General features: G+C 65.2%; 21 protein-coding genes and 1 riboswitch. Of the genes, 3 read left to right on the top strand and 18 right to left on the bottom strand.

Annotated elements, in window-relative coordinates:
• Nucleotides 1-30: 30 nt before the first annotated feature.
• The 14 genes from cobA to ACLIJ1_RS16750 are packed head-to-tail and all read right to left on the bottom strand — an operon-like array spanning nucleotide 31 to nucleotide 10,646.
• Nucleotides 31-789, bottom strand: coding sequence for a uroporphyrinogen-III C-methyltransferase (gene cobA, locus ACLIJ1_RS16815; RefSeq protein WP_411366688.1), 759 nt, complete (start codon nucleotides 787-789; stop codon nucleotides 31-33).
• Nucleotides 779-1,168, bottom strand: a complete 390-nt coding sequence (locus ACLIJ1_RS16810) for a (2Fe-2S) ferredoxin domain-containing protein (RefSeq protein WP_411366687.1) — start codon at nucleotides 1,166-1,168, stop codon at nucleotides 779-781. Before ACLIJ1_RS16810 ends, cobA begins: the two co-directional genes overlap by 11 nt.
• Nucleotides 1,165-2,172 (bottom strand): precorrin-3B C(17)-methyltransferase, encoded by a 1,008-nt coding sequence (gene cobJ, locus ACLIJ1_RS16805; RefSeq protein WP_411366686.1) that lies wholly within the window; start codon nucleotides 2,170-2,172, stop codon nucleotides 1,165-1,167. The genes ACLIJ1_RS16810 and cobJ overlap by 4 nt, the downstream gene beginning before the upstream one ends.
• Nucleotides 2,162-2,620, bottom strand: a complete 459-nt coding sequence (locus tag ACLIJ1_RS16800) for a cobalamin biosynthesis protein (protein WP_411366685.1) — start codon at nucleotides 2,618-2,620, stop codon at nucleotides 2,162-2,164. Before ACLIJ1_RS16800 ends, cobJ begins: the two co-directional genes overlap by 11 nt.
• Complete coding sequence (locus tag ACLIJ1_RS16795; protein ID WP_411366684.1) at nucleotides 2,617-3,393, bottom strand: cobalamin biosynthesis central domain-containing protein; 777 nt, start codon at nucleotides 3,391-3,393, stop codon at nucleotides 2,617-2,619. The genes ACLIJ1_RS16800 and ACLIJ1_RS16795 overlap by 4 nt, the downstream gene beginning before the upstream one ends.
• On the bottom strand, nucleotides 3,390-4,196 hold the full coding sequence (cobI, locus tag ACLIJ1_RS16790) for a precorrin-2 C(20)-methyltransferase (RefSeq protein WP_411366683.1): 807 nt from the start codon (nucleotides 4,194-4,196) through the stop codon (nucleotides 3,390-3,392). Before cobI ends, ACLIJ1_RS16795 begins: the two co-directional genes overlap by 4 nt.
• Nucleotides 4,189-5,538: a precorrin-6y C5,15-methyltransferase (decarboxylating) subunit CbiE gene (gene cbiE / locus ACLIJ1_RS16785; RefSeq protein WP_411366682.1), complete on the bottom strand. Its 1,350-nt coding sequence runs from the start codon at nucleotides 5,536-5,538 to the stop codon at nucleotides 4,189-4,191. Before cbiE ends, cobI begins: the two co-directional genes overlap by 8 nt.
• Nucleotides 5,535-6,737: a cobalt-precorrin-5B (C(1))-methyltransferase gene (locus tag ACLIJ1_RS16780; protein WP_411366681.1), complete on the bottom strand. Its 1,203-nt coding sequence runs from the start codon at nucleotides 6,735-6,737 to the stop codon at nucleotides 5,535-5,537. Before ACLIJ1_RS16780 ends, cbiE begins: the two co-directional genes overlap by 4 nt.
• Nucleotides 6,734-7,201, bottom strand: coding sequence for a GNAT family N-acetyltransferase (locus tag ACLIJ1_RS16775; RefSeq protein WP_411366680.1), 468 nt, complete (start codon nucleotides 7,199-7,201; stop codon nucleotides 6,734-6,736). The genes ACLIJ1_RS16780 and ACLIJ1_RS16775 overlap by 4 nt, the downstream gene beginning before the upstream one ends.
• Nucleotides 7,198-7,551 carry an antibiotic biosynthesis monooxygenase gene (locus ACLIJ1_RS16770; protein ID WP_411366679.1) on the bottom strand — a complete coding sequence of 118 codons (354 nt, stop codon included), beginning with the start codon at nucleotides 7,549-7,551 and terminating at the stop codon, nucleotides 7,198-7,200. The genes ACLIJ1_RS16775 and ACLIJ1_RS16770 overlap by 4 nt, the downstream gene beginning before the upstream one ends.
• 33 nt (nucleotides 7,552-7,584) lie before the next feature.
• Complete coding sequence (locus ACLIJ1_RS16765) at nucleotides 7,585-8,277, bottom strand: precorrin-8X methylmutase (RefSeq protein ID WP_411366678.1); 693 nt, start codon at nucleotides 8,275-8,277, stop codon at nucleotides 7,585-7,587.
• Nucleotides 8,274-9,176, bottom strand: coding sequence for a sirohydrochlorin chelatase (locus ACLIJ1_RS16760; protein ID WP_411366677.1), 903 nt, complete (start codon nucleotides 9,174-9,176; stop codon nucleotides 8,274-8,276). Before ACLIJ1_RS16760 ends, ACLIJ1_RS16765 begins: the two co-directional genes overlap by 4 nt.
• Nucleotides 9,173-9,955 (bottom strand): precorrin-4 C(11)-methyltransferase, encoded by a 783-nt coding sequence (gene cobM / locus ACLIJ1_RS16755; protein ID WP_411366676.1) that lies wholly within the window; start codon nucleotides 9,953-9,955, stop codon nucleotides 9,173-9,175. Before cobM ends, ACLIJ1_RS16760 begins: the two co-directional genes overlap by 4 nt.
• Nucleotides 9,956-9,968: 13 nt before the next feature.
• Nucleotides 9,969-10,646, bottom strand: a complete 678-nt coding sequence (locus tag ACLIJ1_RS16750; protein WP_411366675.1) for an energy-coupling factor ABC transporter permease — start codon at nucleotides 10,644-10,646, stop codon at nucleotides 9,969-9,971.
• Nucleotides 10,647-10,874: 228 nt separating this feature from the next.
• Nucleotides 10,875-11,117: riboswitch (cobalamin riboswitch) on the bottom strand.
• Nucleotides 11,118-11,655: 538 nt separating this feature from the next.
• On the opposite strand from ACLIJ1_RS16750, the gene ACLIJ1_RS16745 reads away from it, so the two are divergent.
• Nucleotides 11,656-12,927, top strand: a complete 1,272-nt coding sequence (locus tag ACLIJ1_RS16745; protein WP_411366674.1) for an HD domain-containing phosphohydrolase — start codon at nucleotides 11,656-11,658, stop codon at nucleotides 12,925-12,927.
• 80 nt (nucleotides 12,928-13,007) lie between these two features.
• Nucleotides 13,008-15,119 (top strand): ATP-binding protein, encoded by a 2,112-nt coding sequence (locus ACLIJ1_RS16740; RefSeq protein ID WP_411366673.1) that lies wholly within the window; start codon nucleotides 13,008-13,010, stop codon nucleotides 15,117-15,119.
• Between the two features lie 12 nt (nucleotides 15,120-15,131).
• Here the strand turns inward: ACLIJ1_RS16740 and ACLIJ1_RS16735 are convergent, their stop codons facing one another.
• From ACLIJ1_RS16735 to ACLIJ1_RS16725, 3 genes are all read right to left on the bottom strand, one after another.
• The gene (locus ACLIJ1_RS16735; RefSeq protein ID WP_411366672.1) at nucleotides 15,132-16,004 is read right to left on the bottom strand and encodes an HDOD domain-containing protein; all 873 of its coding nucleotides are present in this window, start codon (nucleotides 16,002-16,004) and stop codon (nucleotides 15,132-15,134) included.
• Between the two features lie 16 nt (nucleotides 16,005-16,020).
• Complete coding sequence (locus ACLIJ1_RS16730) at nucleotides 16,021-17,193, bottom strand: low temperature requirement protein A (RefSeq protein WP_411366671.1); 1,173 nt, start codon at nucleotides 17,191-17,193, stop codon at nucleotides 16,021-16,023.
• An 88-nt stretch (nucleotides 17,194-17,281) separates the two neighbouring features.
• The gene (locus tag ACLIJ1_RS16725) at nucleotides 17,282-17,566 is read right to left on the bottom strand and encodes a hypothetical protein (RefSeq protein ID WP_411366670.1); all 285 of its coding nucleotides are present in this window, start codon (nucleotides 17,564-17,566) and stop codon (nucleotides 17,282-17,284) included.
• Between the two features lie 113 nt (nucleotides 17,567-17,679).
• Here ACLIJ1_RS16725 and ACLIJ1_RS16720 point away from each other — a divergent pair, with 113 nt between their 5' ends.
• Complete coding sequence (locus ACLIJ1_RS16720; protein ID WP_411366669.1) at nucleotides 17,680-18,579, top strand: LysR substrate-binding domain-containing protein; 900 nt, start codon at nucleotides 17,680-17,682, stop codon at nucleotides 18,577-18,579.
• Nucleotides 18,580-19,094: 515 nt separating this feature from the next.
• Here the strand turns inward: ACLIJ1_RS16720 and ACLIJ1_RS16715 are convergent.
• Complete coding sequence (locus ACLIJ1_RS16715; protein ID WP_411366668.1) at nucleotides 19,095-20,195, bottom strand: agmatine/peptidylarginine deiminase; 1,101 nt, start codon at nucleotides 20,193-20,195, stop codon at nucleotides 19,095-19,097.
• Nucleotide 20,196: the final 1 nt, after the last annotated feature.

Raw genomic sequence — 20,196 nt, 5'->3', positions numbered from 1 at the left:
GCAGGGTTCTTTCATCACAGGCCGCCCGGTTCAGGGGCTGCCATCGGCGTGGAAGTCGGGACTCAGTTGCACCGTCTCGCCAATGATCAGCAAGCCGGGTTGGGGGCCGTAGGCTGGGGCCTGCTCGACCAGGCGGCGCAGGCTGCACGCGACCACGGTCTGCGTCGGCCGGGTGCCGTCGCGCACGATGGCCGCCGGGGTGTCGGGGGACAGGCCATGGGCGATCAGCTGCCCGGCGATGTGGGCCAGGCGCAGGATGCCCATGTAGAACACCCGCGTCTGTCCGGGACGCGCCAGGGCCCGCCAGTCGTGTGTGGCCTCGTCGTCGGCCAGGTGGCCGGGCAGGAACACGCAGCTGGCCGCGAGGTCGCGGTGGGTGAGCGGGATGCCCGCCGCGGCCGAGCAGCCGCTGGCGGCCGTGACGCCGGGCACGACCTCGAAGGCGATGCCTTCGGCCTGCAGCGCCTGCACCTCTTCTCCGCCGCGCCCGAACACGTACGGGTCGCCGCCCTTCAGGCGCACCACCCGCCGGCCGGCCCGGGCGAGCTGCATCAGCAGGGCGTGGATGCCTTCCTGCGGCACGGCGTGGTGGCCCAGGGCCTTCCCCACGTACACGCGCTGCGCGCCCGCCGGGATCAGCGCCAGCACCTCGGGCGCGATCAGCCTGTCGTGCACCACAACCTCGGCACGTTGCAGGCGGTCCAGCGCGCGCAGAGTCATGAGGTCAGCCGGGCCCGGACCGGCGCCAACGATGGAGACAAAGCCCCGGGGGCCCGCTTCATTCGGCATCGGCGCCTCCGGGGCCCTGGTGGAACACCAGGTCCTGCACCACCTGGCCGCCAACCAGATGCTGATCGATGATGCGGTCCATGTTGGCGTCGGTCACGTTGTAGTACCAGGTGCCGTCGGGCTGCACGCACATCACCGGCCCTCCCTTGCAGGCGGCAAAGCAGCTCACGCGGCTGCGCTTCACACGCAGCTCGCCCTCGTGCAGGCCAGCGGCCTTGAACTTCTCGCCCAGGCTGTCGAACAGCGCCTGTGACGCGCCGTCCTGTGTGCAGCGTGGCCCGGTGCAGACCAACAGGTGACGCTTGTATGCGGCTATCCTGGGTTTCACCACCGGTTCGGCCGCCGTGTCCGCTGCACGCGCATCATCCAGGGCGCTCATGCTTCGGTATCCTCGGCCGCGTCGGCCTCTGCTACGGCCAGTGGTTCGGCCAGCGTGGCCGCGATGTACGGCGCAGGCAGCCGGTGGCGAGTCGCGAGTTGCTCGACGCTTTCGCCCGCCGCATGGTCCGCGATCAGGTTCTCCAGCCAGCCGTTCAGCCCGGTGCTCAACGAGCGTCCGGCTTTTTCGCCGTCGCGCGTGGCGCCCCCTTCGCTCATGTCGTACTTGTTGGCGTAGCCGCGCGGGGTCACCATCAGCCCGTTCTGTACCACGGTGTTGCTGTTGCCGATCAGAACGGTGCTGAGCATGCCAATGTCCTGCTCGCTCATGCGGTCCAGTGTGGTGAACTCGATGTGCTGGCGCCGCCGATAGGCGCTCTTGACGATGGCCACCGGCGTGTCGGGCCGGCGGTGGCGCAGAAACAGGCGCTGCGCTTCGACGATCTGGCGCGTGCGGCGGCCGCTCTTGGGGTTGTAGAGCGCCACGACAAAATCGGCGTAGGCCACGGCGTCCAGGCGGCGTGCGATAGTGGGCCAGGGCGTGAGCAGGTCGCTGAGCGAGATCGCGCAGAAGTCGTGCGTCAGCGGCGCCCCGACCAGGGCCGCGCAGGCGTTGAGCGCCGAAGCGCCCGGCACGATTTCCACCTCCACGCCGTCGTCGGGCGTCCAGCCGGCCTGGAACAGCACCTCGTAGGTGGGGCCTGCCATGCCGTAGACGCCGGCATCGCCCGAACTGATCAGCGCCACCTTCTGGCCCGAACGGGCCGCCTCCAGCGCGCTGACGGCACGGTCGAGTTCCTCGGTCATGCCCTTGCGCACCACCTCCTTGCCTTCCAGCAGGTCGGCCACCAGCTTGATGTAGGTGACGTAGCCCACCACCACATCGGCTTCGGCAATGGCGGCGCGGGCGCGGGCGGTCATGTGGTCCACGTGGCCCGGGCCGATGCCCACCAGCATGATCTTGCCCACAGGGCGGGCGGTGGTGGCTACGGTTTCAGTGTTCATCGGCAGAGGCTCCAGACAAGGGAATGAAGGGCCCGTCCGCGGGCACGGTGGGCGCAGAAATGCGGGCCACCGACACGGTGGCGTTTTTGCCGTCGCTGCCCCGGCATTTGTGTTTTTCCACCAGCAGGCCGGTGGCGTCGCACGCGCCCGCGGCCAGCAAGGCCGCGGCCTCGCTGACCGAGGGGGTGCCGGTGAAGCGGCGCACGGTTTCAGACGGGTTGGGCACCGGTACCGAAGCCAGCTGCGTGGGCGCATAGAACGCGACGGTCCAGCCCCGCTCAGCGGCCAGCGCAAGGAGCGCAGGCTCGTCGGCCTTGAGGCTGATGCTGGCCACGACCGCCACCTGGTGCCAGTCGGCCCGGACCTGCGCAAGCGCCTGCTCCACGGCCAGGCGCAGCGTGGCCAGCGGGGTACCCCGGTCGCAGCCAATGCCCAGCGCCACGTTCACGCGGCGGTCCCGGTGGTGGTAGTGGTGCCAGCCGACGCGGGCGGCCGGTAGACCACCAGGCGTTCGTGCAGGGTCTGCCACAGCGCCTCGCTCACCGGGTGGTGCGTGATCCAGAGCACCGCCCGGTAGCGGTCCAGGTGCACGTCTTCCAGGCGCGCATAGCGGTGGATGCTGGCCGGCAGTGGCGTGGGTCGGGTCCACCAATGCGGGCTGCCCGCGTCCTGCACGACGGCCACCGGTTCTTCGTTGACCACGGCGGCCGAGACCCGGGTGATGTTGAGTTTGGGCGCTTCCACCACCCAGCCCAGTTCGCGGCCCAGGATGTCCACCGGGATCGTCTTGCCGACGTCCGAGGCGGTGGTGAGCACGGGCGTGGCGCCCAGGAGCGCGGCCACGGTGTCGGCCATGGCGTTGGCGCCGCCGACGTGGCCCGAGAGCACGGGAATGACGAACTGCCCGGCGTCGTCGACCACCAGCACACCAGGGTCTTCGTCCTTGCTATTCAGGTGCGGCGCGATCAGCCGCACCACCGCGCCCAGCGAGACGAAGAAGACGATCTGGTCGAAGTCCTCGAACAGGGGGCCGATGCGGTCCTTGAAAGCACCGTCGTAGGCCAGCAGCGGGTTGGGCAGGCCCTGCATGGTTTCGGCGAACTTGGCGGCGACGCAGATCGAGGCCTGCGGCAGCTGCCGCGCCAGCGCCGCCACCTGCGCGGCCCCGTGTTTCGTGATGGCCACCAGGCAGACCCGGGGCAGAGAAGGTGTCGTGGTCATGCGGTGGCTTCCAGGGATGAGGGGCTGTCCTTCTTCAGGCAGCCCTTGATGCGCTCGCCGCGCACGCGGTGGGGGTTCTTCACGATCAGCAGCGACAGGTAGCTGACCTTGCTGCCGCGCAGCGTCAGCAGGTCCGCGCCCGAGAGGCGGCGCTCGTCCAGCGCGCCGACGCGCTCGACGAAGTGCGCGCCGGCCAGCAGCCCGCGCGCCTCCAGCCAGTCCAGCAGGTCTTCGATCAGCGGCTTGATCTTCATCAGCACCAGGGTGTCGAAGTCGGGCAGCAGCCGGTCCACTGCGCGCACGCCGTAGGCGGCAGGCACGATGGCCACGGTGTCGTCCTGTTCCGCGAAGGGTTCACCGACGTCGGCGCAGGCGGCGGTGAAGGAATTGACGCCCGCGACCACCCCCACCGGCACCCGTTCATCGAGCCCGCGCACGGTGCGCGCCAGGTGGCCGAAGGTGGCGTAGGTGCTGGCGTCGCCTTCGACCAGGAACAGCACGTCGCGCCCGGCCTGCAGCCAGGGCAGCACGGTGTGTGCGGCCTTCAGCCAGGCGCGGGCCAGCTTCTCGCCGTCGTGCGTCATCGGGAACAGCAGCGGCGTGTGGGTCTCCGGCAGCGGCAGTCCGGCGCGCTGCACGATGTCCAGCGCGTAGCTGGGCGTCTTGCCGCTGCGCACCGGGTAGACCCAGATCGCGTCGCGCCGCTGCAGCGCGGCCCAGGCGGCGCGCGTGATCAGGCCGGGGTCGCCAGGGCCGAGCGAGATGCCGTGCAGCGTGCCGACGGGGGGCATGGTGTCAGTCATGGCGGTGCTCCGTGTCGGGCTGGCCGCTGCCCATGCCGGCGCAGACCAGCCAGACCGGGTTCTCGGCCGCCATGCGGTGCATGTGCAGGATGGGCCGGCTGCGGGCGGCCTGCAGCTGCAGCACGTCCCATTGCGCGTTCAGGCTCTGCAGCGCCTGCGTGGCGGTGGCCAGGTTCTCCAGGGTGACAAAGTTCATCACCAGCCGGCCGCCGGGGCGCAGGCGGCGCAGGCACAGCCCGATCAGCCCGGCCAGCTCGCCGCCGGAGCCGCCGATGAACACCGCGTCCGGGTCGGGCCAGGCGTCCAGGCCCTCGGGCGCCTTGCCGTGCTGCAGCGTGTAGTTGCTGACGCCGAAGGCCGCGTGGTTGCGTCCGGCGATGGCCTGGTCGGCCTCGTTCTTCTCTATGGCAAAGACGTGGCCGCGCGGGCACAGGCGCGCCGCTTCCAGGCCGACCGAGCCGGAGCCGGCACCGATGTCCCAGACCACGCTGCTTTCGCGCAGCTGCAGGCGCGCCAGGCTGACGGCCCGCACCTCCTGCTTGGTGATCAGCCCCTTCTCGGGCTGGCGCTGCTCGAAGGCGCTGTCGGCCAGACCGAAGCGCACCGGCTGCGCCGCCGCGCGGCTGCGCCACAGCAGCACCACGTTGAGCTCGGCAAAGCGCATCCCGGCGGCTTGTGCCGGGCTCAGTTGCGGGTGGATGCGTTCGTCGGCCTGCAGCAGGTTTTCCGCCACTGCCAGCTGGAAGTCCTCGCCCAGGCCTTCGGCCAGCAGCAGGCGGGCGATGCGGTCCGGGCTGTTGGCCGGGCTGGTCAGCACCAGCAACCGCTGTTCGGAGCGCAGCGCCTGGGCCAGCGCATACAGGCCGTGGTCCGGCCAGCTGCCACGCACCCACTCGCCCGCGTCCTGGCTGTGCACGGAGACGATGCGCGCGTCCTGCCAGGCCAGGCCGATGCGGGCGCAGGCCAACTGCACCGTGGAGAGGTTGGGCAGGATGTCGAGCGCGTCCAGGCACAGGTGCTGCGCCAGGTAGGGCGCGATGCCGTGGCACAGCGGGTCGCCAGTGGCGAGCACCACGCTGCTCTGGTGGGCGTCGCGCGCGCTGCGCACCCACCCGGGCACGGCCTTCAGCTGGCCGGTCAGGTCGCGCGTCACCGCGCCGGCCTTGAGCTCGTGCCGGAACAGGGCCAGCGTGCGCGCGCCGCCAATGACCAGGTCCGCGGTGCGCAGGTGGGCCAGTGCGGTGGCGCCCAGGCTGGCGGCACCGTCGTCGAGCACGCCGATCACGCGGCAGGGGTTGGGGTCTTTCACTCGGGTGTCCATGGCGTCTTCGGTGTCGCTCATTCGGTGTCGAAATCGGTGTGTTGCGTGTGGCCGATGCCGGTGCGGCCGGCGGTGGCGGGCAGCGGCCGTGGCTCGGCCGGGGCGGAGCGGACGTCGGCCACCGACTGGCCGGCGAAGTCGCACACCAGCACGCGCAGCTGGAACGCCCGGCCGTAGCGTTCGGGCGCGGTCAGGGTGTCGATGGCGGCCTGCGCCAGGGCCTGGTGGAAGGGCTCGCCCAGGCCGCGCTCGACCATCAGCTCGGCGCCAAAGCGCGCGGTCTCGGCGGTGGCAATGGCGCTGCAGTCCTCGGCGCTGGCGCCGATCTGGCGCGCGATCGCGGCCACCAGGTCGGTGTCCACCACGTTGCGGTTGGCGTGCGTGATGGTCTCGCCCTGCGCGATCTTGGTCAGCTTGCCGACCATCACCCCCAGCACCACTTCCTTTAGTCCCTGGGCCACCACCTCGTCCAGCGCATAGCGCAGGAAGTCGCCCATCTGCACGAAGCAGGCGGCCGGCAGTTCCGGGCGCTCGGCGCGCAGCGCGCCCATGGCAAAACTTTCGGTGCGCCCGCCGGTGGTCAGCGCGACCACGCCGTGGCCCAGCGTGGCCGCCACCTGAATACCCTGCACCACGCTGGCACGCCAGGCCGCGGTGGAATAGGGTTTTACGATGCCGGTGGTGCCCAGGATGCTGATGCCACCCAGGATGCCCAGCCGCGCGTTGGTGGTCTTCCTGGCCATCTCCTGGCCACCGGGCACGCTCACGGTCACTTCCAGCCCGTGCTGCGCCAGCAACTGCGGCGCGACCTCGCGCAAGTTGTCGGCGATGTTCTGGCGCGGCACCGGGTTGATCGCCGGCCCGCCCACCGCCAGCCCCAGGCCGGGCATGGTGACCGTGCCCACGCCCTCGCCGGCCACGAAGCTCACCTCGCCCCCCCGCCCGGGCAGCAGGCGCAGGTCCACCGTGAGGTGGGCACCGTCGGTGCAGTCCGGGTCGTCGCCCGCGAACTTCACCACCATGGCGTGCGCGCTCTCCTGGTCACAGCGGCCGTCGTGCACGGCAAAGTGCACCCGGTCACCGTTGGGCAGCAGGCTCTCGACGGCCTCGGGCACCTGCCCTGTCAGCAGTCCCTCCACGGCCGCGCGCGCGGCCGCGGCGGTGCACGCGCCGGTGGTGAAACCGGTGCGGGTGCCGCGCGGGGAGGTGCTGTCTGTCATGTTTGTGGACCCAGGGTTTTGGTGTAGGTGCGGAACACTTGGTCGTGCACCCAACCCTGCGAGACATACAGCGCCTGCGCGCGCAGGTTGTCGTGGGCGGTGGTGAGGTCCAGGCGTGCGATGCCTTGTGCACGCGCAGCGGCCTCGGCCGCCTGCATCAGCGCACGACCAGCACCACTGCGCCGCGCTTCGGCGCTCACGTAGAGGTCGTAAAGCACCCATATCGGCGCCGCCAGCACGGAGCAGAAGCTGGGATAACACTGGCAAAGGCCCACAGCCTGATCGCCCTGCCAGGCCAGCCACAACACCGACTGCTGCTGTGCCAGGCGCTCGGCCAGGAAGGTCCGTGACCGGGTCAAGTCGGCAGGCCGCTCGTAAAACTGCCGGTAGGCGTCAAACAGGGGCGCCAGGGCATCCAGGTCGGCGGCCTCGGCCCGCGTCACACGGCACACGGATCGACTCATGAGTGCTGCTCCTTGGCAGCGAGGGCTACATGGGTGCTTTGGGTAGGGTGGGTGAATGACTCATCCCCATAGCACTTCAGGACCTTGGCCAGTACCACGTGATAGCCGCCCAACCACTTGGAATACGCGGCCTTGGCCTCCAGGTGCTTGGGGTGGCACGTCAGTTCTTGCAGACCCAGCTCGTCGGCCCAGTAGTACACATTGCAGACGCGCCCAGTGGATGGGTCTTCCCAGGCCTCTTCGCCGAGGTAGCCAGAGGTTTCACGCGCGGCAGTGGCGATCAAGGCGTCCAAGGAGTGGAACTCGGCGTCGAATTGTTTTTTGTCGAAGATGAATGTGGCGCTGTACATGGGGACCCTTTGGCAAGTGAAAGGCGCGCAGTGTCAGGCCAAAACGGATCCGCCGGCCTGGCGTTGTTGCGCTTCGGCCAGTGACAGCAGCGCGTGCAGCGCCGCCACCACCAGGGTGGAGCCGCCCTTGCGGCCACGGATCACGATCCAGGGCACGCCGGCCACACCGGCCATCAGGTCCTTGGACTCGGCGGCGGAGACGAAGCCCACCGGCATGCCCACCACCAGCGCCGGGCACACGCCCTGCTCGCGGATCAGGCGCACCAGCTCGATCAGCGCCGTAGGCGCGTTGCCGATGCCGACGATGGCGCCGTCCAGCAGCCCCAGCCGGTGCGCCTTGCGCATGGCCTGAACAGCGCGCGTGCTGTCCTCGGCCTGGGCCTGGGCGATCACGTCGGGGTCGCTGATGAACTGGTGCGTGGCCATGCCGAAGTGCTTCAGGCGCGGATGCGACAGACCGGAACAGATCATCTCCACGTCGGCCACCACGGGCGCGCCACCGCGCAGCATGGCGCCGATGCCGGCCGCCACCGCGTCGGGGTGGAAGTCGGTCAGGCCGTTGAACTCGAAGTCGGCGTTGGCGTGGATCATGCGGCGCACGATCGGCCACTGCTCGGCCGTGTAGCTGTGCGGGCCGGCCTCGGCGTCGATGACGGCGAAGCTGTCGTGCTCGATGGCCTGGCCGGCCCGGGTGAGCTGTTCGGTGATGGTGTTGACCGTGCTCATGCAGTCAACGCCTCGGGTGCGTGGGCGTGGGCGTTGCCGTGCACTTGCACGGTGGCGTGCGTGTGCTCGTGGGAGTGGCCGTGCCCCAGGTCGTGCGCGATCTCGCGGTAGCTGCAGCCGTCGCAGGGCAGCCTGCTGTCGGGCACACCGGCCAGCAGGTCGTGCACACGCTGCTCGACCAGTTCGAAGATTTCCTTCTCGAAACCGAAGTGCGTGCCGCAGGCGAAACGGATCTGCGGGTACTGCAGGCGCAGGTGTTCGACCTGGCGGTGGATACGCTGCATCAGCGTGCCGGTGTAGAGGTAGTACGGCAGCACCACCACCTGCCGCATGCCGATCAGCACCTGGCGCTGCACCACGCGCTCCAGCCGCGGCCAGGTGATGCCGGTGAACGCCAGCTCCACCAGCTCGTGGTCGCCCTCTTCCTGCAGCCAGCGCGCCATCTTGGCCATGTCGCCGTTGGCGCCGCGGTCGGACGAACCGCGCCCCAGCAGCACCACGCCGGTGGTGGTTGGGTCGGGCATGTCCAGTTCGGCCATGGCCTTGCGCAGGCGGCGCTTGAGGATGGCCAAGATGGGGTCGCAGGCCGTCAGGTGCGGGCCGTAGTGGAACGCCACACCTGGCAGGTGCTCGCGCGCGTGTTCGATCGCTTCCGGAATCTCCATCTTCACGTGGCCGGCCGCGTTCAGGATCAGCGGCAGCACCAGCACGCGCCGGCTGTTTCTGGCGGCGGCCAGCAGGCCGTCGTGCAGCGAGGGCGGCGCGAATTCGATGAAGCAGACCTCGATGCGCCAGGCCGGCTGGCGCACCTGCCACTGCGCGACGAAGTCGCGGATTTCCTGGTTGCCGGATTCCTCGCGCGAGCCGTGGCCCACGAGCAGGATGGTGGTGTCGTTCATGTCGAGGCTTTCCTGAAACGGTGGGTGAAACTGGGGTCGTAGAGGCGGGACCGGGTGAGTTCCGGCCACTGGCGCGCGCCCAGCGTCGGGCTGGCGATCACCATCGCCTGGCTGACGATGCCGGCCTCGCGGCAGAGCTGTTTGATGGTGGCCAGCGTGCCGCGCACGATGCGCTCCTCGCCGGGCCAGCTGGCCTTGTGCACCACCAGCACCGGCGCGTCCTCGGCCCAGCCGGCGGCGCGCAGCCCGGCCTCCACCTTGTGCAGCAAGGTGATGGACAGGAAGATGCACAGCGTCGTGCGGTGCGCCGCCAGGGCCGCCAGGTCTTCGCCCTCGGGCATGGGCGTGCGACCCTCGACCCGGGTGAAGATGGTGGTCTGCGTCACCTCGGGCAGCGTGAAGCTCTCGACCGCCGCCGCCGCCGAGGCCATGGCGGACGACACCCCCGGCACCACCGCCACCGGCACGCCCGCGGCGTCCAGCGGCTGCACCAGCTCGATCAGGGCGCCGTAGAGCGCCGGGTCGCCGGTCTGCAGCCGCACCACGGTGTCGCAGCGCGCTGCCTGTGCGATCAGCCAGGCCGACATCTGCTCCAGCGTCATGTCCTTGCTGTCGGCGATCACGCAACCCGGCGGCGCCCAACGGGTCGCCGCCTCGTTCACCAGCGAGCCGGCGAACAGGATGGCGCCCGCCCGCGCCACCAGGTCGCGCCCCTTGACCGTGATCAGCTCCGGGTCGCCAGGACCCGCGCCGACGAACCAGACAATTCCGGCTCCCATGGTGCGCCCGCGATCAGGCGGCGTGGTGCAGACGGTGCTCCACCGCCACGCTGCCTGCGAGGCGGCGCAACGCCTTCGCCGCCGCCAGCACAGCCAGATCGATCAGCGGTTCGGCCAGCACCACGCTCATGTAGGCAGCACCGAAGCGGCCAATGCTCACCAGGTTGTCGACACCGACCCCACGCCCATAGAGCGCCCAGAACCCCACCCACAGCACGATGCCGCCTTGGTAGGCCACCGACAGCTTCAAGGCCTGGCGGTAGCCGATGTCCACATAGGCCAGGTTGTCAGGAACGACCCACCTGGCCAGCGCAGCGGTGGCAAACAGCGGCACCAGCAGCGTGGTGACGTTCATGCCGTACTGCGGCAGATCGAACGGAGCGAAGAACAGCCCTTGGATCAGCAGACCACCGGCCAAGCCGATCGCCGCAGGTGCCACACCGAACACGAGCATCAACGTGGTCCCCAGGATCAGGTGCACCTCGGACACGCCCACCGGATGGTGCGGCAACACCTCGAAGAAGCAGAACACCAGCGCCATCGCGAGCACGGATCGCACCAGCCAGGCCGCAGTGCCTTCCTTGCCGATCAGATGCCGCGACAGCTGTGCCGTGTAGCCCATACAAGCGGCTGCAGTGGCGTAGCTCAGGATGAGCTTGGCGCCGTCCACCAGACCTGGTTCGATGTGCATGAGGTGACTCCTTGGGTTGAATGCGTTGGACACAACGCGGTTTGAAAAGCGGCAAGGCCCAAGGGGAGGCGACAGCAGGTTTCAGCGGCGAACGGGAAGCCCTGGACGAGCGAACGCACAAGCGTCGGCTCAGACTCGCAATGGCAATGCACAGGGACAAAAAGGGAACACCGGCGAAAACCCCTCACCGCCTTCCCCGACGGTGTTTGGGTAATGTGGCCGCGCTTGACGCGCAGCCTCCTTGTTGGCCGGTATCCGGGCTGACAGAGCGTTTCTCAAAGCCTTCCCAGCGTGAGCCAGTGGCGAAATTTTGAGAAATGGGGGGCGATGGCATTGCCTCGACCCACCCGTCTGCTTACCGTTGCGGGGGCAGCGCAGGTTAGGTTCGCCCGTGTGGGACTCCCCCTCCTGCTTCCCGTTGAACTGCAGCATCGGAACGATGTTGCGAGCACCAACGCAATGATTCTATACCTGCGACTTCTGCCAACTCGCATGCGCCGCACCTGGCTTCGCAAGTACGAGGGCATGCAAGACCCTTACGAGGCAACAAGAGTTGGGCTGCTTCCATGCGGCTTTTTCCGGCTTTGCCCCCCGGGAGCTGTCGCATGCTGTCAGTCCAACCAAACCCGATGGCGGCTTTGTTCCCAAAGCAGACCTTTGTCGCACGATTTATGTATCAAGGACATTCAAATGGACCACGCTACGCTGCGCACATCGATAGGGCTGATGTATCGACAGTAGGGGCTGAACAGACCAAAAGCGCATACGACGCTCCTCGCGCTACGAACGCATATGCAACGTTTTTGAAGGTGAGTGAGCTGAGTAGACAAGGCAACGAACTCTCGCAACTCACCAATCGGCGGCTGTTTCAAGGAGTAAAGGACTCTTTAAACATCTTTCGCTTGAATTGAAAGCTCACCACATGATGACTGAACACCCCCAAACCCCAGACGGAGTTCAGCTCTCTGCAACTGATGCTTTGCATGTTGTCCCGCGTCTTGTACTCACAGTGGACGACGAACCGTCGATCCTCAATGCGCTTCGGCGTCTGCTGCGCCTCCACGGGATCACCACACTCCAGGCCTCGTCCGGCAAGGAGGCCCTGGAACTCCTGAAGACACATGAGGTCGATCTGGTGATCTCGGACATGCGCATGCCCGAGATGGACGGCGCCAGACTTCTGGAGCAGATCAAGGAGCACGACCCGAGCATCATCCGCATGCTGTTGACCGGCTACGCGGACATGCAGTCCACCATCGCCGCGATCAACCAGGGAGCCATCCACCGGTATCTGGCCAAGCCCTGGGACGATCAGGAGCTGGTGTTGTCGGTCAAAGACGCGCTGGCCCGGCGCGAACTGGAGCGCGAAAACGCCCGACTAACCCAACTGACGAAAGAGCAAAACCAGCAGCTGAAAGACGCCAACGCGCAGCTGGAAAGCCGAGTCGCCGCGCGGACCGCCGAACTCTCCCAGATCAACGACATGCTGGAGGCCTCCTACCAGGAACTCGACGACACGCTCCTGGCGGCCTTTCGCGTCCTTTCCAGCCTGATCGATCTGCGACACCGCGAGTCCGGCCATTCGCGCCGGGTAGCTGAGCTGAGCAGGGCTGTCGCCAAGCACATGGGGCTCTCCGAGCGGGATGTGCGCGACGTCTACCTCGCCGCGTTGGTGCACGACATCGGCAAGATCGGCTACCCGGACGCCATGCTCACGAAACCCGTGTCCGCGTTCACACCGGACGAGGTGCAGCGACACCAAAGGCACACACTGGATGGCGAGACCGCGCTGATGTCGCTGCAGCATCTTGGTTCGGTCTCGCGCATCGTCCGCCAGCACCACGAACGCGTGGACGGCAAGGGCTTTCCGGATGGCCTGTCGGGCTCAAGCATCTGCATTGGTGCAAGGATCGTGGCCGCCGCCACCGACTTGGACCAGCTTTTGCATGGGTCCTTGGGAGACCAGCATCACAGCGCGGAAAGCGCGAGCCATCTCCTCAAAGGGGGCGCAGACACACGCTATGACCGCCAAGTCCTTGATTCACTGATCAAGGTTTGGACTGAAATGGAGTCGGCTGCCAAGGAAGACGTCCAGATTGACGTGCGCGACTTGCGGGTCGGAATGGTCCTGGCGCGAGACCTGGTGTCAAGCACCAACGCAGTTCTCCTGGCGACAGGCTATGTGTTCGACGAAAAGATCGTGCGGCAGGTGACCGGATATGCCGCTCGCCAGGGCGTTCAGATGTTCTTGTGGATCAGAAGTGATTCCATTGACGCCTGAGCAAGGCGTCCACATCACGGAGTAAAGACTTGGACCCATATGCCCTGGATGATGCAACTGCTGTGTCGACTGCTACGGAGATGGTCGAAGCCATTGCGGTCCCTGCCGCGCTGGTGCGTGGACGGCACATTTGGATCGCCAACGACGCGCTGAGCCGTTTGACTGGCTATTCACTCGCTACGCTGACAGGAATGGCATTTGACGCCTGCCTGGATCGAGATGGATTCGCCGGCTGGGTGGACGCGCTGAACCTGTGTGCAGATGGAAGTCAGCTGCCGCCCGCATTGGAGACCAACATCACGACCTCATTTGGAGGCCATCGTCCTGTCGAGCTGCACCTGAAACCTCTAACCCTCGCGCAGCGGCGCTGCGTTCTGGTCACCTGCATCGACCAAAGCGATGTCTCGCATGTTCAGAGCAGCCTACTGAGCATGACCGAAATGCTTCAGCAGATCATTGATGGCGCTTCGGTGGCTTCCTTCGTGATCGATCAGAACCATCGGGTCACCCATTGGAATGTCGCGTGCGAACGCATGACCAAAGTCCATCGATCCAAGGTCCTGGGTACGACTGATGGCTGGCGTGCGTTCTATCCCAGCGAGCGCCCACTCCTGGCCGATCTGGTGGTTGATCAGTCGGCAGCGGAGGCATTTTCGTCACTGTATGGAGACCGCGTGCACCGATCCGCGGTCGTTGATGGAGGTGTCGAGGTCGAGGCGTTCTTTCCGCAGTTTGGCCAACAGGGCATGTGGTTGTTCTTCACGGCAGCACCATTGCGCAACGCACAGGGCGAGATCACGGGAGCCATCGAAACCCTCCAAGACGTGACCGCCAGACACCACTCGGAAAACGAACTGCGTCGCCACCGCGAGGAGCTCGAAGAAAGGGTGCGCCAACGCTCGGCCGAACTGGCAGCCTCCGCGAGGGAACTGGAGCTGTTTGTGGCCAACTCGCCCATCGCCGTGGCCTGCACGGTGGATGGTGTGGTCCGCAAGGCCAACCCGGCCATGGGTGCCATGTTTGGATATCCGAGTGCCGAGATGGTGGGTATGCCGGGCAAGGCCTTCTACCGAACAGAAGATGAATACAGGCTATTCGGCACGATTGCGGGCCCTCTGCTTTCGCAAGGCCTACCGGTTCACACAGAGATGTGGATGCAGCACCAGAGCGGAAAGGCGATATGGGCACAGGTCGACGCCCATGTGATCGACCCGGCCACACCCGCACGAGGCACCTGGTGGATGATGCAGGACCGCTCGGAGATCCTTCACGCACAGGGTCAGCTTCAGCACCGGATCGAAGAACTCAACGAGACCAACCACAAGCTCGAAGAGGCGCAAAACCAGTTGCTGCAGCAGGACAAGATGGCCTCCATCGGTCAGCTGGCCGCAGGAGTTGCGCATGAAATCAACAACCCGATCGGGTTTGTCAACTCCAACGTCAACACCCTCAAGAAGTACACACAGGACCTTCTAGCGGCTCAGGCTGCTCTGAGCGCTGCCACGTTACGGTCTGCGCAACCCGAACTGGTACAGGAGTGCGCCAGGATTGAGTGTGCGTTTGAACTCGACTTCCTGCGCGACGATCTGCCGACCTTGCTGGAGGAATGTTCCGATGGCCTGGACCGGGTTCGACGCATCGTCCAGGACCTCAAAGATTTCTCCCGAGTCGATCATGCCGAGTGGCTGGACGCCGACCTCAACCGAGGGCTGGAGTCGACGCTGAACGTGGTGCGCAACGAACTCAAGTACAAGGCCGATGTGGTCAGGCGGCTGGGGGACATCCCTTTGGTGTTCTGCCTGGCCGCCCAGCTCAATCAGGTCTTCATGAACCTGATCGTCAACGCTGCGCACGCCATCACTGACAAAGGCACGATCACCATCGCCACGGGTATGGAGGGGGACTGGGTCTGGGTGCAAATTGAAGACGATGGCTGCGGCATGCCATCCGACATCAAGCGCCGCATCTTTGAACCGTTCTTCACCACCAAGGCGGTCGGCAAAGGCACGGGTTTGGGCCTCTCCCTCTCGTTCTCCATCGTGCAGAAGCACCGCGGAACGATTGAGGTTCAATCGGAGCCCGGCGTCGGGACCGCTTTCCGGGTCTGGTTGCCCATCGCAGGGCCCAAGGCTGGCGAGGACACTGCAGCTCCTCCTGCGTGGGTTTGGACCAGGTCCAGCCCAACTGGCTAGCCTGTAGAGCGCTCAGGCCACGGTAGCCGGCTGCGCTTCCTGGGTCGCCGCCAATAGCATGTCGTCCCCGATCAGGATGTCCGGATCAAGCCCCAGGTGGACGCCAACGGCGTCGGGGTACGTATTGACCAACGCATCGCCACCCAGGGAAAGCTCCTGCGCACGCGAACGCCAGGATGCGATGTGCAGCACTCCGGCGATGGGCTCGTGAACGCCGCCTCCGAAGGGAGAGGTTTGGAACTCGATTGCCCCAATCATTTCACTGGGAAACTTCCATTCCGCGGCCAGCGCAGCACCGACCTGGGCAAAGCTGTACCCAAAGCGCTCCTGTTCAGCAGCGCTGCGGCGTAGGTCGAGCATCGGAACACTCAGGTCCAGTTCTGTCATCGCCTCGGGCATGCCTACGTGCATCACCAACTCTCCGATTCCATGGACCATTCCTGCGGTAAACGCCGTGTCCTCATCGAGGTGTGTTGGCGCCGCGATCTGATGGGAAAACTTTGCCGTGCTTAGGCTGTAGCGCCAGAACTGGCCCAGATTCACGCCGCAGACGCATTGAAAGCCCTGCTCCAGCGCTGCGGCAACCACCAAGGCCCGGACCTTGGTCACGCCAAGAACGTTGATCGCCTCGCTCACCGTACCGACCGATCTCCGAAGTCCGAAGTAGGCCGAGTTCGCCGTCTTGAGCAGGCGCGCCACCAGAACGGGGTCCTCCTGGACGAGTTTGGCCACCAGAATGACGTCCACGTCCTCCCGCCCAAAAGTGCCCATCAACTGGCGGACTGTCTTGGGAGCCGACGGCAGGGCGTTCGGGCGTTTGAGTAGCGTTTCAAGTTGCATCGATGTTCCTCCGACCGTGACTCCCAAGATGTCGGCATCGAGCATTTGAACTTAAGGTGAACTATCCGTTGGCGACTGCTATCTTGCGTCGCGCGAACGCTTCCCGGGCGGTCACCGCGACCAATACCAAGGTGGTCAAGGCACCTGCTTCGATCAGCCTCATGCCAGGCATCAGCGGCGCCAGCAGGAGCAGCCCCGCCATACCGGCGGCATGGGAGAGCGGGAAGGATCCGTACACCACCCGTTTGAACAAGGCATTGCCCAACAGGTAGATCACTGGCCCGCCGATCAGCACGGCAATGTACTTGCCCTTGATGGGGTCCATCGGGTGGGCCACGATCAGATCATCCGCTACCGCACACACGATCACTCCTGCGATCAGAAGCACGTGCAGGTAATGAAAGTACGCACCGAGGCGACCCGGGTCTTGAGAGTGTTCGATGACATGGGCAGCGTCACCACTGGAAGTGTCAAAGTACATCCACCACATCGCCACACACCCGATGAAGGACACCAGAAAGGCCATCCACAGTGACAGGTCTGGATGGGCAGCGCGTGCAAACGAGGCTCCGATGGCCAGAACCGACTCGCCCAAAGCGATGATCACGAACAACTGGCAGCGCTCGGCGAGGTGCCCGCCGTCGATGGTCCAGTCCGAGGTGTGGGACCGACCCAGACCCGGTACCGGAAACCCGGCCATGGGCGACAGGTATTCGCACGCCGCTGCCAGCAGCCAGAAGCCCAAACGCCAGTTTCCTTCGCTCAGACCGCCTGCGATCCAACAAGCGGCAGATACCGACAGCCAGAACAGGATGCGCTGAAAGTTGGGGGCCAGCGGATGAGCACGCCCCAAATTCCAGAGCACAAACACCGTTCGTCCAACCTGTATGGCTGCGAAACTGAAGGCAAACAAGGCCCCCTGGTCACCGAAGGCGTCGGGAATAGCGGCTGACACCAGCAAGGCCACTCCCATGATCGCCATCAGCATCCAGCGGATTGCCAAGTGGTCCGGGTTGAACCAGTTCGTCACCCATGCGGTGTATTGCCAGCCCAGCCAGACAGCCAGCCACAGGGTGGCGGTCTGCACGGCTCCCAGCAGTGTGAGGTGCTCCAGCAGAAAGTGCGAAAGCTGGGTGATCGCGAAGACGTAGACCAAGTCAAAGAACAGCTCCAGGCTGACGACCTTCGCGGCTTGGTCTCGGCCACGCAAAAAGCTTGGCGTTGGCGCATTCACTGTTGTTGTTCCTTTGTGGTGTTCAGTCTGCCTCGTCCGATCTGGCTTCCTTGGCAGTGCAGCAGCGCTCCATGAGCCAGAGCTTTGTTCAACTGCGAGAGACCCACCAGATCAAGCCACCGGCCAGCACGGACGGAAAGGCGAACACCAGCAGCAGGATGGGCAATTCCTCCCTCACACCATAACCCGCATGCACCACGCCGACCCACATGTTGGCCAAGGCAACCAGGAACCAGAATGGAACGAAGAGCTTGGCGGCCTGCAGCACGCCCCCAGCGCTGGCTCCCCAGTGCCAACCGAACATCGCGAACACGAGCAGCAGTAGAACGCCTGACAGCAACACAACGACCAAATGCATGAGGGATACCTCCATCCAAGAAATTGAGCGACCCAGCGTGAACCGATGTCAGTCTATTTAGTTACCAGGACCAGATAAAGGCAGAATCTGCCGACACACCATCCAGAAAATCTAAACAATGTGACGACATGGATCGGATCGATCATCTGAACATCTTTGTCCGAATCGCTGAATGCGGCAGCTTTGCGCAAGCGGCGGACCAACTGGGATTGCCTCGGGCGACAGTCTCCCTGGCCATGCAGCAGATCGAGCGCCGATTGGGTGCGCGCCTTCTCCACAGAACCACTCGCAGCGTGTCACTGACCTTGGATGGGGAAGCGCTTCTGGAGCGTGCAGCAGCGCTGGTGGCGGACATGGATGACCTGGAACGTCAGTTCCGCCCGCCCGCCGACCTGGTCACCGGTCGTTTGAGAGTGGACGTACCTGGCCGCATTGCACGCAAGCTGATCGCTCCGCAGTTGCGATCTTTCCTGGAACGCCATCCGAAGATAGACATCGAACTGGGTTCATCGGATCGTGCGGTTGACCTGGTGCAGGAAGGTGTGGACTGCGCGCTGCGTGTCGGTCCACTGATCGCCAGCAGCCTGGTGGCCCGACCCATCGGCGTGCTGAAACTGATTAATTGCGCGAGTCCCTCGTATCTGAAGGAGCACGGCGCGCCGCAGCGACCCCAGGACATGGCGCAGCACACTGTGATCGACTACGTGTCGCCGACCAACGGCCGTCGGGCGCCGTGGGAATGGGTGCAGGACGAAAAAGTCCATGCCATTCATCCTGCCAGTCGGGTCAGTGTCAACAACGCCGAGACCTACATCGCCTGTGCGCTTGCTGGACTTGGTCTGGTTCAGATTCCGGCATTTGACGTGCAGGAGCACCTGGTCAACGGTGAGTTGGTGGAAGTGATGGCCGAGGCTCGACCCGCACCGATGCCAGTCAATCTGGTCTATCCACACCGACGCTATCTTTCTCGTCGACTGCAGGTGTTCGCACAATGGATGGAGGAGATCCTTGCACCCCATCTGGGCTAGCCTTTGCGCCAGCGTTCGCGATCATTTGTGGGCGAGGGTGACAAATATGCATTGAATTGCTGCATGGAGGGCCCACTTCAAAAAGCAGCCCGGTATGTCAAGACGTCACATCGCCATCCGCTCCGCCCGCTTTGCGAGCGTTAGCGGTTGGTCTTCCCTAGGGTGACGAAAGGTAGCTAACAGCCTTGAAGCGATCTTCAAGTTTTCAGTTTCGGCATTGCCGCGGTGGGGCAGTCATCGGCAAGGGTTTGCAGGCCGTCTATTCAGCGCCAAGAGCACTCGGTCGCGAAATGAGGAAGCAGTCGTTCAAAGAGGCCGTGTAAAACGCCAATCTCATCCGCATGCAGGCTCAGGGTCACTATCAAGCTCAAGCGACTTTTCTGGCTGAATCTGAGACCCGGGTACCGGCGTTCATGAAATACCGTGTGCAAGAAGGGTGTTTCAATACTTGCTCATTCCGCTCAAGCGTCGTCTTCTTATGCCTACTGGTCGGTAGGCGGCCAAATCTTTGAGCGTCAGACCACAGGCTCCTGCTGCGTGGTGCAGTGGATCCCGCCACCGCCGGCTGCCACGCCGTCGATGTTGAGTTGCACCATCTCGCGATTCGGAAACAGGTCCTTGAGCGTGTCGCGAGCATTGGCGTCGGCTTTTGCGTCACCGAACTCGGGCGCAATCACCGCACCGTTGCACACATAGAAATTGATGTAGCCGGAGGCGAAGTCCTTGCCCGCGTAGCGTTCGCGCACCGTTTCGGGCCCCTCTATGACAACCACCTCCAGCTTGTTGCCGCGCGCGTCGGTCATCTCGCGCAGCAGTGCCAGGTGCCGCTTGGTGACGGCGTGGTCATATGAAGCTGAATCTGAGTCGTAGCCCGCCACCACCACCCCCGGCGCCGCGAAGCGCGCGTAGAAATCGGTGTGGCCGTCCGTGATGTCCTTACCTTTGATGCCCGGCAGCCAGAGGATCTTTTCCAACCCCAGCAGGCGCTTGAGTTCAGTTTCGCAATCGCCCTTCGACAGGCCCGGGTTGCGGTTGGCATTGAGCACGCAGCTCTCGGTGATGATAGCCGTGCCGTGGCCGTCCACCTCGATGCCGCCGCCCTCCAGCACCAGCGAGGTTTTCAGCCGAGGCGCGCCAGCCCGGCCTGCGACGAAGGCGGCCACCTTGGCATCGTGCCCGTGCTTCTGCTTCTTGCCCCAGCCGTTGAAGTTGAAGTCGACAGCGGCCTTCTGGCCTTGCTGATTGGTCACAAAAACAGGACCCGAGTCGCGCACCCAGAAGTCGTCCACCAGCTGTTCGACCAGCTCGACCCTGGATCCCCTGAGCAGCTCGTTCGCCCGGGCCATGTCTTTCGGGCGCACCAGCATCGACACGGGCTCGAAGCGGGCAATCGCCATGGCGATGTTGGCCAGGTCCTGCTGCACCACGGGCAACAGCTTCTTGCCCCAGATGTCCAGATGAGCGCCAAACGCCATCCACGTGCGTTGGTGTGGCTCGGCCTCGTCGGGCATGCGCCAGCCGGTGCCGGCCGTCGGCGCCGCTGAACCTGTCATTGGCTGCGTCATGGCGATGGAGAAGGCCGCGAGGGACTGGAGTGTCTGGCGTCGGTTCTGCATG

The sequence above is a fragment of the Hydrogenophaga sp. RWCD_12 genome (assembly GCF_046604225.1).
GTDB lineage: Bacteria > Pseudomonadota > Gammaproteobacteria > Burkholderiales > Burkholderiaceae_C > Hydrogenophaga.
Note: the sequence above shows the minus strand (reverse complement) of the source record. Positions and strands in the feature narration are given on the sequence as shown.

What these genes read in the sequence shown, in the direction of transcription:
- cobM (WP_411366676.1), bottom strand. Translation starts at nt 9,955, where the DNA reads ATGGGAGCCGGAATTGTCTGGTTCGTCGGCGCGGGTCCTGGCGACCCG.
- cobI (WP_411366683.1), bottom strand. Translation starts at nt 4,196, where the DNA reads ATGACTGACACCATGCCCCCCGTCGGCACGCTGCACGGCATCTCGCTC.
- ACLIJ1_RS16735 (WP_411366672.1), bottom strand. Translation starts at nt 16,004, where the DNA reads ATGCTCGATGCCGACATCTTGGGAGTCACGGTCGGAGGAACATCGATG.
- cobA (WP_411366688.1), bottom strand. Translation starts at nt 789, where the DNA reads ATGCCGAATGAAGCGGGCCCCCGGGGCTTTGTCTCCATCGTTGGCGCC.
- ACLIJ1_RS16750 (WP_411366675.1), bottom strand. Translation starts at nt 10,646, where the DNA reads ATGCACATCGAACCAGGTCTGGTGGACGGCGCCAAGCTCATCCTGAGC.
- cbiE (WP_411366682.1), bottom strand. Translation starts at nt 5,538, where the DNA reads ATGAGCGACACCGAAGACGCCATGGACACCCGAGTGAAAGACCCCAAC.
- ACLIJ1_RS16720 (WP_411366669.1), top strand. Translation starts at nt 17,680, where the DNA reads ATGGATCGGATCGATCATCTGAACATCTTTGTCCGAATCGCTGAATGC.
- ACLIJ1_RS16795 (WP_411366684.1), bottom strand. Translation starts at nt 3,393, where the DNA reads ATGACCACGACACCTTCTCTGCCCCGGGTCTGCCTGGTGGCCATCACG.
- ACLIJ1_RS16760 (WP_411366677.1), bottom strand. Translation starts at nt 9,176, where the DNA reads ATGAACGACACCACCATCCTGCTCGTGGGCCACGGCTCGCGCGAGGAA.
- ACLIJ1_RS16715 (WP_411366668.1), bottom strand. Translation starts at nt 20,195, where the DNA reads ATGCAGAACCGACGCCAGACACTCCAGTCCCTCGCGGCCTTCTCCATC.
- ACLIJ1_RS16775 (WP_411366680.1), bottom strand. Translation starts at nt 7,201, where the DNA reads ATGAGTCGATCCGTGTGCCGTGTGACGCGGGCCGAGGCCGCCGACCTG.
- ACLIJ1_RS16740 (WP_411366673.1), top strand. Translation starts at nt 13,008, where the DNA reads ATGGTCGAAGCCATTGCGGTCCCTGCCGCGCTGGTGCGTGGACGGCAC.
- ACLIJ1_RS16765 (WP_411366678.1), bottom strand. Translation starts at nt 8,277, where the DNA reads ATGAGCACGGTCAACACCATCACCGAACAGCTCACCCGGGCCGGCCAG.
- ACLIJ1_RS16770 (WP_411366679.1), bottom strand. Translation starts at nt 7,551, where the DNA reads ATGTACAGCGCCACATTCATCTTCGACAAAAAACAATTCGACGCCGAG.
- ACLIJ1_RS16780 (WP_411366681.1), bottom strand. Translation starts at nt 6,737, where the DNA reads ATGACAGACAGCACCTCCCCGCGCGGCACCCGCACCGGTTTCACCACC.
- ACLIJ1_RS16725 (WP_411366670.1), bottom strand. Translation starts at nt 17,566, where the DNA reads ATGGAGGTATCCCTCATGCATTTGGTCGTTGTGTTGCTGTCAGGCGTT.
- cobJ (WP_411366686.1), bottom strand. Translation starts at nt 2,172, where the DNA reads ATGAACACTGAAACCGTAGCCACCACCGCCCGCCCTGTGGGCAAGATC.
- ACLIJ1_RS16810 (WP_411366687.1), bottom strand. Translation starts at nt 1,168, where the DNA reads ATGAGCGCCCTGGATGATGCGCGTGCAGCGGACACGGCGGCCGAACCG.